Source organism: Rhizobium deserti, from assembly GCF_004358025.1.
Lineage (GTDB): Bacteria > Pseudomonadota > Alphaproteobacteria > Rhizobiales > Rhizobiaceae > Neorhizobium > Neorhizobium deserti.
This window is the reverse complement of sequence record NZ_SMTL01000004.1, coordinates 83,856-97,949: the sequence shown is the minus strand read 5'-3', so window position 1 is coordinate 97,949 and position 14,094 is coordinate 83,856. Positions and strand designations below refer to the sequence as shown.

The following is a 14,094-nucleotide window of genomic DNA, read 5'->3' as shown; positions in this document are numbered from 1 at the left end:
GAAGAAGCTCCCATGGCCGATACCATCACCGATATCGACAACTCCCCGGAAGTCATCTCCAGTTCCGCCATGCGGCGCCAGATGCTGAAGGAGTTCTGGTTCTACTTCTCGGAAAACCGCGGCGCCGTGATCGGCCTGTTTGTCTTCCTCGCTCTCGTCTTCGTCGCCGTCTTCGCAGGGCTGATCGCGCCGCATTCGCCGTTCGAACAGCATCGCGACGCAGTGCTGGTTCCGCCGATATGGACTGATGGCGGCCGGGCTGGCTATCTACTTGGCACGGATCCGGTTGGGCGCGATATTCTCTCGCGCCTGATCTACGGCGCACAGTATTCCCTGTTCATCGGTATCTTCGTGACGACGCTGTCGCTCGTCGGTGGCATCCTGGTGGGCCTGATTGCCGGTTACTACCGCGGCTGGGTCGACACCGTCATCATGCGTGTGATGGACATCATTCTCGCCTTCCCATCGCTTCTTCTGGCGCTCGTGCTTGTCGCGATCCTCGGCCCCAGCCTGACAAACGGCATGATCGCCATCGCGCTGACGCTGCAGCCGCATTTCGTGCGCCTGACCCGTGCAGCCGTCATGGCTGAGAAGAGCCGCGATTATGTGACGGCTGCGCGGCTTGCCGGCGCTGGACCGATCCGCCTGATGTTCCGCACCATCCTGCCGAACTGCACCGCGCCACTGATCGTCCAAGCAACACTGTCCTTCTCGAACGCCATCCTCGACGCTGCCGCCCTCGGCTTTCTCGGCATGGGGGCTCAGCCGCCGGCGCCGGAATGGGGCACCATGCTTGCCGAAGCGCGCGAATTCATCCTACGCGCCTGGTGGGTCGTCACTTTCCCTGGCCTCGCCATCCTTATCACCGTTCTCGCCATCAACCTGATGGGCGACGGCCTGCGCGATGCGCTCGATCCAAAACTGAAGAGGTCCTGATCATGGCGCTGCTGCAAATTGACAATCTGACCGTCGAATTTGAAACCGCCACCGGCTGGTTCCGGGCCGTCGACGGCGTCTCGATCACGGTCGAAAAGGGCGAAGTCCTTGCCATTGTCGGCGAGAGCGGCTCCGGCAAGTCCGTTTCGATGCTCGCCGTCATGGGGCTTCTGCCGTGGACGGCGAAAATCACCGCCGACCGTATGCTGTTTGAAGGAAAAGACTTTCAGGCGCTGAGCCCGGCCGATCGCCGCAAGCTGATCGGTAAGGACATCGCGATGATCTTCCAAGAGCCAGTGGCAAGCCTGAACCCGTGCTTCACGGTCGGCTTCCAGATCGAGGAAGTGCTGCGCATCCATCTCGGCCTCGACAGACAAGCCCGCCGCGCTCGGGCGATCGAACTGTTCCGGCTGGTCGGCCTGCCGAACCCCGAAGAGCGACTGAACAGCTTTCCGCACCAGATGTCGGGTGGCCAGTGCCAGCGCGTGATGATCGCCATCGCGATTGCCTGTGACCCGAAGCTGTTGATCGCCGACGAGCCGACGACCGCGCTCGACGTCACCATTCAGAAGCAGATCCTCGACCTGATCATGGACCTGCAGACCCGCACCGGCATGGGCCTCATCATGATCACCCATGACATGGGCGTGGTCGCCGAAACCGCTGACCGGGTCGTCGTCCAATACAAGGGACGCAAGATGGAGGAAGCCGACGTGCTCTCCCTCTTTGAAAATCCGAAAAGCAACTACACGAGAGCCCTTTTGGCTGCCCTGCCCGAAAACGCTACGGGCGACCGCCTGACCACCGTGTCGGACTTCTTCGACGGCAATCCGGAACCCGCATCGGAGGCTCGTGCATGATCCAGACCACGAGCGACACCATGACCGAGAACACCATGCTTGAAGTGCGCGACATCAAGCGCGACTACGAATTGTCGGGCGGCCTGTTCAAGCCGAAGAAGACGATCCATGCCGTCAAGGGCGTGTCGTTCAAGCTGGAGCGCGGCAAGACGCTGGCAATCGTCGGCGAGAGCGGTTGCGGCAAGTCGACGCTGGCACGCATGATCACCTTCATCGACGAGCCGACGGGCGGCGATCTGCTGATCGACGGCAAGAAGGTCGATACGAGGGCTGGCCACCTGACCAAGGAAATGCGCCAGAAGGTCCAGATCGTCTTCCAGAACCCTTACGGCTCTCTCAATCCGCGCCAGAAGATCGGTGACGTGCTGGGCGAACCCTTGGCGATCAACACCGACATGTCGGCGGAGGAGCGGCGCCACCGCGCCAATCAAATGCTGACCAAGGTCGGCCTCGGCCCTGAGCATTACAACCGCTACCCGCACATGTTCTCAGGCGGGCAGCGGCAGCGCATTGCAATTGCCCGCGCCTTGATGCTGAACCCGAAGCTGCTGGTGCTGGACGAGCCGGTCTCGGCGCTCGACCTTTCGGTCCAGGCACAGGTCCTGAACCTGCTGGCCGACCTGCAGGACGAGTTCGGCCTCACCTATGTCTTCATCAGCCATGACCTTTCCGTCGTCCGCTATATCGCTGACGAGGTGATGGTCATGTATTTCGGCGAGGCGGTTGAATACGGCACTCGGGAGGAGGTCTTTTCGGACCCGAAGCACGAATATACCAGGACGCTGTTTGCGGCGACTCCGCGGGCAGACGTGGATTCTATCCGGGCCCGTATCGCAAAGAAGAAGGCGGCAAACGCGGCTTGATCATTCGACGAAAATCTTGACGCTGGCGGCCCGTCCGGCAGCGTCGATGACGGTCAAGGTTGAAAATCCGGCTCCTTCCGGCTTCCATGCGCTGGTGCGCCGACGGGAAAGTTCGCTCAACGGCTTGCCGTTGGCGAGCCACTGGAACGGTGCCCGACCACCCTGCAGCTTCAGCACCAACGGCGAGAGCTCCCCGGATTGCGCGCCGAGATCGACCCTTGCGCCCTCCGGCGGGTAAACGATCTGAGGTGCCGGCTCGCGCATTGAGGCGGAAACGAGACCCGTCGTCGTCAGCGAAAAACGCCGCTGGCTGATGGGCAATTCGGATTGGCTGATATGTGTCGCGCCAGGAGGAGCACTCGGAAGCGGCGTAATCTGAACTCCGGATTTGGAAAAGGCCTCGAAAAGAACGGGAGCAGCGGTCACATAACCGGCGATCCCGGGAACGGCACCGTTGTCCGGGCGGCCGATCCAGACGCCGAGCACGTAACGGCCATCGAACCCGATCGACCAGGCGTCCCGATAGCCGTAGCTCGTGCCGGTCTTGTAGGCGATGCCGAGCCTGCGGCTTCCCTGCGGCGGCAGAACGTCGGACAATATATCTGCAACATTCCAGACGGCCTGTTGTTCAAGCAGGACTTCGCCGTCGATCGGGCCCGGCTGCTCGTTGATGCCATCGCCGAGCTTCACGGGCTGCCCGCGATTGGCAAGCGCCGCATAGGCCTGGCATAAATCCTTGAGCGTGATGCCGACGCCGCCGAGGCCAATCGCCAGCCCTGGCGCTTCATCGGGAGGCAGAACCGGCCGCACATCGATCCGACGGAAGCGGACCATCAGCCGCGAAGGCCCGACTGCATCCAGCAGTCGCACGGCAGGCACGTTGAGCGATAGCTGCAGCGCCTGGCGAACGGTGACGTCGCCCTGGTAGGTCATGTCGAAGTTCTTGGGCCTGTAGCCGAAGAAATCGGCCGGGCGGTCCTCTATGATGGTCTCCTGGGAAACCAACCCCTGCTCGAAGGCAAGCCCGTAAATGAAGGGCTTGAGCGTCGATCCTGGCGAACGGTTGACCCGGGTCATGTCGACCCATCCGGATCGGCTGGCGTCGAAATAATCGGCGGAGCCGACCTCGCCGACAATTGCGCCTGTCGTCACATCCGCCATGACCATGGCGAGCGAGACTTTGGGGCTCAGCTTCGCCGCCGTCTCCCGGGCGACGGATTCAAGACCTTGCTGAATGCTGCGTTTCAGTGTTGTCCGATATTCCCCCGCCTTTGGCTGTTTGCGGATCGCCGCTTCGGCGACATGCGCCGCATAGGCGGGCAATTGCAGCCGGATCTTGGGTATGGCGTCGCCGGCAGCCCGATTGGCCTCGCCCTCGCCCGTCAATGCAGCAACGGCCGGTCGCATCAATACCCGTTCCCGGGCCGCTCTGGCTGCCTCGAAATGTCGGTCCGGCCTGCGACCTTCCGGTGACTGCGGTAAGGCAACGAGAAGCGCTGCCTCCGAGACCGTCAGACGGCGAGGCTCCTTGCCGAAATAGGCAAGGCTTGCCGCACGTACCCCTTCGAGGTTTCCTCCATAAGGCGCATGGGTGAGGTAAATCTGAAGGATCTGCTGCTTGTCCAGCCTCCGCTCGATCTGGAAGGCCCGCACCGACTGCAGCAGTTTGGCTGCCAGCGACCGCGTTTCCCTTGGTTCGATTAGCCGCGCCACCTGCATGGACAGCGTCGACGCACCCGAAACGATCCGCCCATTGGTTATCAATTGCAGCGCCGCCCGGCCAAGTGCCCAGGGATCGACCCCTAAATGCTCGTAGAAGCGCTGATCCTCATAGGCCACCAGCATCTGGAGGAAGCGGGGATCGATATTCTCCGGAACCGTCTTCAATCGCCAGCGCCCTTTCGGCGTGGCAAAGGCGCGCAAGAGCTCGCCATTCGCATCCAGCACTTCGGGCGAGACGATACCGGCTCTTTCCAGTGGCGGCGGAAAGGCCTTATCGGCTGCATCGATTCCCAGAACCGTTCCCAATGCAAGAACGAGACCGGTCCCCACGACAATCGCAAATTTCCACCGCAGCTTCATTGGACCAAGCCGCCGCTTATTGAGCAGCGACCACCTCCATCTTGCCCGTCGCCGTCCGCGCGGAGAATTGCGGCCGATACATATCTTCGACCTGCGCGGCCGGATGATCATAGACACCGGGTGTAACCGCGCGAACGACGTAAGCCAGGTTGATCGACCTGTTATCGCCGGCGGTGCGGTTGAAGGCCGCAACGAAGCGATCGTTGCGGAACTCCGTGTGCGCCGCGGTCATCTCTTCCAGCCAGTCGAAATTGGAGAGGCTGGCGCTGTTGACGATGCCGGGATTGTCAATTTCGAAGCCGGCGGGCAGAAGATCCGTTACCACTATGCGTGACGGCCATTCATTGCTTTCGGTGACGTTCAAGACCACCACATAGCGCTGGTTCTGCTGCGCTTCGCTGACATTCGCCTCTTCACCTTCCATTGTGTAATAGATCCGCGTGATCGCAAATCCGTCGCCACCCGCCGGCAGCGGCTGGGCCGGAGCCGCAACCGTGGTGATGGCTGCAGACAGCGGGCCGCTGCTGGTGTTCTTGATGGTGAGCGGATGATCGGTGAGCACGTCACCGATCATCTGCGACATCAGCGTACCGCGATGCTCCGCACCGTTCACGTCGAGCCGCAGGTCGTCATCACCCTTTTGCAAGGCACGGGCGGCGAGCAGCATCCAGGTCTGCTCTTGGGTGCTGGTGTATTTCTTAGACATCCATTCCTTGGCAACGACATCGGCCAGGGCAGGCACGATGCGCGGTACTGGGCGGCTTTCAGCCGCAAGCGCAAGAACGGCCGCGGCATCACGCAGTGAAGAGCCGTAATCCGAGCGCACCAGGCTCACCTTGTGTATCTGCGCGTCCTGGGACATTTGCAGCGAGGCTGCAAAGATGTTCTGGGCTCGTTGCGAATCGCCATAAAGCGACAAGGCCGCAGCAATATGGGCTTTAGCGAGCGGCGTCGGAAAGTCGTTGAGCGACGTATCTGCATAATATCGAAGATCGCTGATGGCAGCCTTCCGGTTGCGTGCCAGAACATAAAGGGCATAGGCGATCTCGTTGCCCTGATCCTTGATATTGTTGGTGAAGCTCAACGAGTTCTGAAGGCTGTCGAGCGCCTGGACAACCGACCGTTCCGGCACCTCATAGCCTTGTTCGCGAGCGCGCGACAGGAAGTCGGTGACATAGGAGTCGAGCCAGAGATCGCCGCTGTCGGGACCCCAGAGGCCGAAGCTTCCAGAGGATGCCTGATAGGAGAGCACCCGATAGATGGCATCCTGAACGCGCTGTTTGACCTCCGCCTCGTCCGCCAGACCATTCTGGATCGCCAATTCGCTCAGATAAAGAAGCGGCAGGGCACGGCTGGTGGTCTGCTCGGCGCAGCCATAAGGATAACGGTCGAGGCTCATCAGCAGAGCGGGGATGTCGAAGGCGGTGGAACGACTGACATTGACGCTGACCGAAGCGCCTTGCAGGACGCTGTCTGCCAGCAGATTGGAGTCGACGATGACGCTGCCGCCCGGCTTCAACTCCACCAAACGTCGCTGGGTAACCGGCATGGCAGCGGGCCGCACCGGAATGAACAGGTCCTGGGAGACGGATGTACCGTCCGTGCCCGACAAGCGGATCGAAACTGTTCCGTCACCAGGCTGGATGCCGACCAGCGGCAAGGTAATGTCCGCCTTGCCGCCGGCCGCCAACATCAAAGGTTTGATTGCATTCTGTCCTACGGCAACTGCATCCGTGGTCGTGACGCTGAGGTCGTAACTGCCGGCCGGCGCATCCGTATTGGCAATGTCTAGCCGCAGATTGCTGTCGTCGCCGGGCGCCAAAAACCGTGGCAGGCTAGCGGTGACGACGATCGGATCCCGGACGACGACATCCTTGACGCCATGGCCGACCCCGGCCTTCGACCATGCGACCGCCATAAGGCGGACCGTGCCGTTGAATTGCGGAACATCGAACGCGACACTGGCCTTGCCCTCCGCATCCAGTTTCACCGGGCCTGAGAAAAAGGCGACAAGCTTTTCCTTTGGCGGGCTTGCCTGCAGCGAAATACCCCCGTCACCGCCGGTGCGAAGCCGGCCGGTGGCGCCAAGCGAGCCGTCGATCAGGCGGCCATAGATGTCGCGGATCTCAAGCCCGAGCCGGCGCTGGCCGAAATACCAGAGATCCGGCGCAGGCGGCTCATAGCGCGTCAGGTTCAATATGCCGACATCGACTGCGGCGACCGATAGATAGGCATCCTGATTGGCGCCCGCTCCCGCAACCTGCAGCGATACATTCAGAGGCTGGCGCGGCAATGTCTTATCCGGCGCGGTGATCGATATGCTCAGATCACGAGCCTCCGGATCGACCTTGAGCCAGGTAATGCCGATTGCCCGCATCGGCATCCGGCTTTCCCGTGCCTCGCCGGGCCGGTAAAGCGTCGCCGTGACATAGGAGCCCGCGCCCCATTCCTTGGTGACGGGAATATCCACCTCGCCGCCATTGGGGCCAAGGCTTGCCGTCTGAACCGCTACGAGGCTTTCAGAACCCGCAGTGATCAGAAGTTCCCCGGCATAGCGCGCGGAGACCTTGAGCTTGGCCGTTTCTCCGATCTTGTAGCTCGGCTTGTCCAGACCGACCTCCAAAGCATCCGGTGTCTCGCTCGAGGCCGCCGTCACGAACCAGCCGGCGTCGAACTGCACGCTGGATTCTGGCCCACCGACATCCGCCGTTTCGATCTCCAGGCGATACTGGCCCCAGGCAACAGGCACAGAAACCTTGCCGCCATCACTCCCGACATCGACCATGCCATTGGCAATCTGGCTGGTCCGGGTGACGGGTTCGAAGCGCCAGGACGAACCGTCGCGATACCATTGATAGTCCCGGTCAATCTTGATGAGCTTCCACCGCAGGCCCTGCTTGTTCTGTTTCTTGCCCTCGGGATCCACCAGGATCACGTTGAAACTGCCGACAGAATTCTCAGCAAGATCGCCGGTAAATTCCGGCTTGATGCCGATCCGGGCAGCCTCCGGCTTGACCGGCAGGGTGAGAGAGCGCTCGACGGCGCGGCCGCCTGCCTCCTGCATGCGAACGACGACGTTGGCGCTGACGAGATGGGTGGTCGATGGCACTTCGCTGATTGCGGCGTCGAAAGTGGATTTGCCTCCCTTGTCGGTCGGTTCGAGCGCATCGAGCGTTGTGCGAGCCGTTTCGGTTTCCTCCTCATCGGCCAGGCCGAAATGATAGCCCGGAAAGGCTGCATGCTCTCGGGTCGGCTTCAGCGCAATCTCGCCCTCGAGCTTCAACCCGGCCGCCGGCGCGCCATAAAGGAAGCGCCCATCTATGGCGACCTCAACCGGCTTGCCGACGACGATCTCCTTGACCTCGCTGCTCATGTCGAATTCAATGCGATCCGGCACGAAATCATCGACCAGGAACGTCTTCTCGCCGATCGCTGTGCCCTTGGGATCGGCGAAGATCTGCATGGTCCATGTGCCACGCATGGCCGAGGCGAGCAGCGGCAGATCAAGCGCATATCCGCCGAGCGCGCCGTTGCTGACCATGCGGCGATCTTCGACACCGTCGGGCCGCAGGAAGACGAAGGTCAGCGGCAGGTTTTCGATAGCTGTTGCGTCGACGTTGCGGGCAAGCACGCTGGCATGCACCGTTTCGCCGGGGCGATAGATGCCGCGCTCGGTCCATGGCAGGATATCCATGGCGCCGGGCGCCGGGCGCCCCGTGACGCCGCGGTCGGACAGGTCGAAGCCGGCGCGGCTCATGTCAAGGAAAACGAAATCCTGCCCCTTGTTTTGTGCCGTCAGCATGGCGGGAACCATGGCAGCCGTGCCGCGCATCAGTCCGGCGGTGAAAACCGCTCTGCCGTCGGCGTCGGTTTTCGCCGTTCCGAGAACCTCATTGTTCTTGGCGAGAAGCTGGAGATCCGCTCCGGCGATCGGCTTCGCTGTGGCGAGAGAGCGCGCAAAGACGTGCAGTCCATCCGTGCCGGCATAGGTGGTGAGGCCGATATCAGAGACCACGAACCACTGCGTCGCCTTGCTGTCCCATTCCTGGGAAATGCTATTGGAAGCGGCAGCCGTTAGCACATAAACGCCGGGCTTACGGGCCGGCAAAGCTTCGTCGACCGGAAAGCTGGTCACGACGTCCTTGTTGATGTCCCGAACGATATCGATCGTCCCTTGCCAAACAAGCTCGCCGCTTTGGGCCTCGATCTGGCTGGCAGTATAAGTGTCCAGCTGGGTCAGAAACTGCGAATTGGCAAGCAACCCAGCCATGTTGCGATCGCCGACGCGGTAGAGCTTAAGATCCGCTTTCTCCGTATTGACCGAAACAATCGGAATACCGCGGCGTGCGGTGGACGGCAGCACGAAACTGTCTCCGGTGAAGCGGACGCTCGCCGACCGGTCCTTGACGTAGATGTCGATATCTACCTGAGCTGGCAAAGGTTCGTCTACCGAGGATGGCAGGCCGCGGCGCAGAGAAACCTTGTAGCGCTGCCCGTGCGCCAAGCCCTCGACGCAGATCTGGCTGTCCTTGGCTTCCATGGCTTTCGGTGCCTGGCTGTCGAGTACGACATAAGGTGCATAATCCACGCCTGCCTTGACCAGAGGCTCGGAAAACTGGACACAGACCCGTGGCGCCGCACTGTCGGCATCAACCGTATTTCCGATGACGCGGAAGCCCTGGCGTTCGCGCAGGTCATTGTACGCGGCCTGAACGGTGCGCGCATTCGCCAGCGCCAAGCTCGCCTTGTAGGCACTCAGCGCCGGACGATAGCTCTCCTGCTTGGCGAGAGCCGCGGCCAGAACGGCAAGCGCATCGGCACGGATCGCCGCCGTTCGCGAAGCCTGATAGGCATTGATGGCGGCAAGCGCCGACTCGCCGGCCGTGCTGCTATTGGCCGTCCCGGCAGCCCGCGCAAGCTCGATCCATAGGGCGGCATCTTCGGGAGCAAGCGCCAGTGCGCCTTTGTAATTGTAGATGGCAGTATCGACATTGCCGCTGAGCAGTTCGGTCTGGGCAATCGTCCTCAGGTTGCCGATCCCGTAGCCTTGTTGATTATCCCCGAGAGCCAGGCCGCTCTTCTGGTCGCGCGCCTGCTGCAACAGCTCCTCGGTGAGGAAGGAGAGTTTTGGCGGTGCCCCTATATCGGGATCAGCCGCCGCTTCGACGATTTTGCCGGCAACGGCGCCCTGGAAGCCGTTGAGCTGGCTGTAATCCGACTTGAGGAAGCACCACTTCGCCTTGACGTTATAGGTGAAGGCCCGGCACTGGTTATCGCCGATGCAGGCGGTTTCGCACTGCGCCTGGCTGACATTCTTCACGGTTCGAAGATCGAAGCCGGAGTAATCGCTGTCCGCCGACGTCTCGATACGGCGTTCAGCCGCCATTGCAGGCGCTGCCAGCGTAAAGGCGGACAGTACAAGAGCAAAAAAACCGAAAAACGCGCGCCTAGACATAAAGTCCCCCCTGGCTGCTAGCGATTCCACTTGTCCAATGTGTGTCAGGACTTGTCAACGAAGCTGGACCTGCCGGGCTATGGAATCTCGCAGATGACCCAATAAAGGGCGGTACGCTTCTCGGCTTTGGAACCCGTCTCGAGTTGTTGTGCCGTTTGCACCCGCCAACATGACCGACGCCGCTTCAGAAAAGTAGTGCCACAGCCAGCCTTCGCGCCGCCGTCTCCGAAGGCATTCCGAAAGAGGCTCCTTCGAAGCCGTCTCAACAAAAACTTATGAGGCTGGAGCAGAACCTATTCGTCACGAGGCAACGCACGGATCTATTTCTAGCATAACTATGATGCTGCGTTTGGGTGGAGAACCGGGCATCTATTCAGAGGGCAAGGCGATCGTGTTCGGGCGCCGCTGACGACCACCTTGGGAAAACGAATGGCAGAGCCGTCCTACGATGTCGCCCATCTTGGCCATGTGGAACTTTATTCCGACTGCTTCGAGGAAAGCTTGGATTTCTTCACCCGCATCTACGGGCTGACCGAAAGCGGCCGCGAAGGCGACAGCGTCTATTTGCGCGCTTTCGACGACTACGAATTCCACACGCTGAAGCTGACGCGGCACCACACGACGGGTGTAGGCCATGTCGGCTATCGTGCCGCTTCCCCGGAAGCGCTAGCCCGTCGGGTCGAGATCATCGAAGGGATGGGATGTGGTATCGGCTGGGTGGATGGCGACATGGGCCATGGTCGTGCCTACCAATTCCAGGATCCTGACGGGCACATCTTCGAGCTTTATTTCGACACGGTCGACTATATCGCACCCGAGAAAGAAAGGTCGGCGCTCAAGAACATCGCCCAGCGCTATCACGGCCGCGGCGTTTCCCCTCGCCGGCTGGACCATCTGAACCTGCTGGCCGCCGATGTCGGCGCCATCCGAGATTTCATGACCAAGGCGCTCGGCAGCCGCGTCACGGAACAGATCCTCTTGGACAATGGCCGGCTGGGTGGATGCTGGTTCACGGTCAACAACAAGACATACGACATCGCCTATACGGAAGACCACGGCGGCGGACACGCCCGCTTTCACCACGTGACTTATGCTGTCGATCAGCGTGAGGACGTCCTGCGGGCCGCCGATATCTTCCTGGAGAACGGCGTTCATATCGAAACTGGGCCGCACAAGCACGCCGTCCAAGGCACGTTCTTTCTTTATGTCTGGGAGCCTGCCGGCAACCGCGTCGAGGTGGCCAATTCTGGCGCACGGCTGATTCTCAATCCCGACTGGAAGCCGATCACCTGGACCGAAACCGAGCGCAAGAAGGGCCAGGCTTGGGGCTTGAAGACGATCGATACCTTCCACACCCACGGTACACCCCCGATTGCCACCGACCACTAATTCGCAAGAACATGAGGTATATCCATGGCTAAGACAGCATTGGTCATCAGCGCCCATTCGGCGGACTTCGTCTGGCGTTGCGGCGGCGCCATCGCGCTCCACCAGGAGAAAGGTTATGACGTCACCGTCGTCTGCCTCTCCTACGGAGAGCGTGGCGAAAGCGCCAAGCTCTGGAAAAATCCGGGAATGACGCTGGACAAGGTGAAGTCTGGACGCCGCACCGAGGCTGAGAATGCCGCCAAGGCGCTCGGCGTCTCCGATATCCAGTTCTTCGATCTCGGCGATTATCCGCTAATCGTGGATCAGGACGCCAAGTTCAAGCTGGTTGATGTGATCCGCAAGGTGCAGCCGGAATTCATGCTCTCCCACTCCAAGTGGGACCCGTACAACACAGACCACATGTATGCGACCCAGGTGGCTCTTGAAGCCCGCATGATCGCACAGGCCTGGGGCCATAATCCAGGCGAAAAGGTTCTCGGCGCGCCGCAGCTCTATCTGTTCGAGCCGCACCAGACGGAGCAGATGGAATGGAAGCCGGATGTCTTCCTCGACATTTCCCCTGTCTGGGAAAAGAAGTGGGCGGCCATCCAGTGCATGGAAGGCCAGGAGCATCTCTGGCACTACTACAAGAACGTTGCCGAGAACCGCGGCAATCACTTCATGCGCAATTCCGGCGGCCAGTCCGGCGGGCGCAAGTCGACCCATGCGGAAGGTTTCCAGTCGGTCTTCCCGCGCACCGTGGATGAACTCTGATGGCGGTGGTCGTCCAGAATATTCAGCGTGCCGATCAATCCGTCATCGATCGGCTTGCCGCCTGCGGTGTCGCCACCGTCCACGAGGCACAGGGCCGCAAGGGCCTGCTCGCCAGCTACATGCGTCCGATCTATAGCGGCGCCAGACTGGCCGCCAGCGCGGTGACGATCTTGGCACCGCCTGGCGACAACTGGATGCTGCATGTGGCGATCGAGCAGATCAAACCCGGCGACATCCTGCTGCTTGCTCCGACCAGCTCCTGCGAAGATGGCTATTTCGGCGATCTGCTGGCAACGTCGGCCCAAGCGCGCGGTTGCAATGGCTTGATCATCGATGCAGGTGTTCGTGACGTGGCCGATCTGACCGAGATGAAGTTTCCCGTTTGGTCGAAGGCGATATTTGCGCAGGGAACGGTCAAGGAAACGCCCGGTTCCGTCAATGTGCCGGTGGTCTGCGCCGGTGCCTATGTGCGGCCGGGCGATATCATCGTCGCCGACGACGATGGCGTCTGCGTCGTGCTGCGCGAGGAAGCGGAAGCGGTCGCCACAAAGGCAGAAACCCGAGTTGCGGCAGAAGAGGCCAAGCGCAAGCGTCTTGCCGCCGGCGAGCTGGGTCTCGACATCTACGACATGCGCGGGCGTTTGGCCGAAAAAGGCTTGAAATACATCTAGGAACGACACGGGATCGGAGGCGATCATGGGAGATATCGACAGCGGCGTCCGCTGCATGTGGATGCGCGGCGGCACGTCCAAAGGCGGATATTTTCTCGCCGAGGAACTGCCCGCCGACCGCGACGGTTTCCTCCTGCGCGTCATGGGCTCGCCCGATGCGCGCCAGATCGACGGCATGGGCGGCGCCAATCCGCTGACCTCCAAGGTGGCCGTCGTCCGGAAATCCGAGCGGCAAGGCGTCGATGTCGACTATCTCTTCCTGCAGGTCTTCGTCGACCAGCCGATCGTCACCGACGGCCAGAACTGCGGAAATATCCTGGCAGGGATCGGGCCTTTCGCCATCGAACGGGGTCTGGTTTCTCCAAATGACGGCAAGACCGAGGTGTCGATCTTCATGGAAAATACCGGGCAGATCGCCATAGCGACGATCGACACGCCCGGCGGCAAGGTGAGCTATAAAGGCGAGGCGCGGATCGACGGCGTACCCGGCACCTCGGCTCCGATCCCGATCGTCTTTGCCGATACGGCCGGCTCCTCCTGCGGCGCGCTTCTACCCACCGGCAATCTGGTCGACGAGATCGATGGCATAGCCTGCACCTTGATCGACAACGGCATGCCTTGCGTTTTGATGCATGCCGAAGCGCTCGGCATCAGGGGCGACGAAAGCCCGAAGGATCTCGAGGCAAACCAGGAGCTGCGGGTGAAGCTGGAATCCATCCGGCTGAAGGCTGGGCCGATGATGAACCTCGGCGACGTCGCGAAGAAATCCGTGCCCAAGATAACGATGGTCTCGGCTCCCACATCCGGCGGAACAATCTCCACCCGAACCTTCATCCCGCACAAGTGCCACGACGCAATCGGCGTGCTTGGCGCAGTCAGCGTGGCAACCGCCTGCCTCCTGCCGAAGGGTCCGGCTGCCGAGCTCGCCGCCATTCCCGAAGGGGATGAAAAGCTTCTGTCCGTGGAGCATCCGACGGGAGAAATGAGCGTCATCGCGACGATGAAGGACGGCCAGGTGGACCGTGCAGCCGTATTGCGGACGGCACGCAAGCTTTTTGACGGCTTGGTATTTGGCGATTGACGAC

General features: G+C 61.2%; 9 protein-coding genes. 7 read left to right on the top strand and 2 right to left on the bottom strand.

Features of this window, described 5'->3' with window-relative positions:
- Positions 1-12: 12 nt before the first annotated feature.
- Genes E2F50_RS16170 through E2F50_RS16160 form a run of 3 tightly spaced genes read left to right on the top strand, consistent with a single transcriptional unit; the run spans position 13 to position 2,659 of the window.
- A complete protein-coding gene (locus E2F50_RS16170; protein ID WP_133317218.1) occupies positions 13-936 on the top strand; it encodes an ABC transporter permease subunit in 924 nt (307 codons plus the stop codon).
- A 2-nt stretch (positions 937-938) separates the two neighbouring features.
- Positions 939-1,796, top strand: a complete 858-nt coding sequence (locus tag E2F50_RS16165) for an ABC transporter ATP-binding protein (protein WP_133317217.1) — start codon at positions 939-941, stop codon at positions 1,794-1,796.
- Positions 1,793-2,659 carry a dipeptide ABC transporter ATP-binding protein gene (locus E2F50_RS16160; protein WP_425375393.1) on the top strand — a complete coding sequence of 289 codons (867 nt, stop codon included), beginning with the start codon at positions 1,793-1,795 and terminating at the stop codon, positions 2,657-2,659. The genes E2F50_RS16165 and E2F50_RS16160 overlap by 4 nt, the downstream gene beginning before the upstream one ends.
- Here E2F50_RS16160 and pbpC read toward each other — a convergent pair whose 3' ends face one another.
- Both pbpC and E2F50_RS16150 read right to left on the bottom strand, forming a co-directional pair.
- Positions 2,660-4,741: a penicillin-binding protein 1C gene (gene pbpC / locus E2F50_RS16155; protein WP_133317216.1), complete on the bottom strand. Its 2,082-nt coding sequence runs from the start codon at positions 4,739-4,741 to the stop codon at positions 2,660-2,662.
- A gap of 16 nt (positions 4,742-4,757) precedes the next feature.
- The gene (locus E2F50_RS16150) at positions 4,758-10,196 is read right to left on the bottom strand and encodes an alpha-2-macroglobulin family protein (protein ID WP_133317215.1); all 5,439 of its coding nucleotides are present in this window, start codon (positions 10,194-10,196) and stop codon (positions 4,758-4,760) included.
- A 429-nt stretch (positions 10,197-10,625) separates the two neighbouring features.
- On the opposite strand from E2F50_RS16150, the gene E2F50_RS16145 reads away from it, so the two are divergent.
- From E2F50_RS16145 to E2F50_RS16130, 4 genes are read left to right on the top strand one after another with little or no spacing between them, the layout of a single operon-like run.
- Positions 10,626-11,585: a VOC family protein gene (locus E2F50_RS16145; RefSeq protein ID WP_133317214.1), complete on the top strand. Its 960-nt coding sequence runs from the start codon at positions 10,626-10,628 to the stop codon at positions 11,583-11,585.
- Positions 11,586-11,609: 24 nt separating this feature from the next.
- Positions 11,610-12,338, top strand: coding sequence for a PIG-L deacetylase family protein (locus tag E2F50_RS16140; RefSeq protein WP_133317213.1), 729 nt, complete (start codon positions 11,610-11,612; stop codon positions 12,336-12,338).
- On the top strand, positions 12,338-13,009 hold the full coding sequence (locus tag E2F50_RS16135) for a 4-carboxy-4-hydroxy-2-oxoadipate aldolase/oxaloacetate decarboxylase (RefSeq protein WP_202615468.1): 672 nt from the start codon (positions 12,338-12,340) through the stop codon (positions 13,007-13,009). The genes E2F50_RS16140 and E2F50_RS16135 overlap by 1 nt, the downstream gene beginning before the upstream one ends.
- A gap of 25 nt (positions 13,010-13,034) precedes the next feature.
- On the top strand, positions 13,035-14,090 hold the full coding sequence (locus E2F50_RS16130; protein WP_133317211.1) for a 4-oxalomesaconate tautomerase: 1,056 nt from the start codon (positions 13,035-13,037) through the stop codon (positions 14,088-14,090).
- The last annotated feature ends 4 nt before the right edge of the window (positions 14,091-14,094 follow it).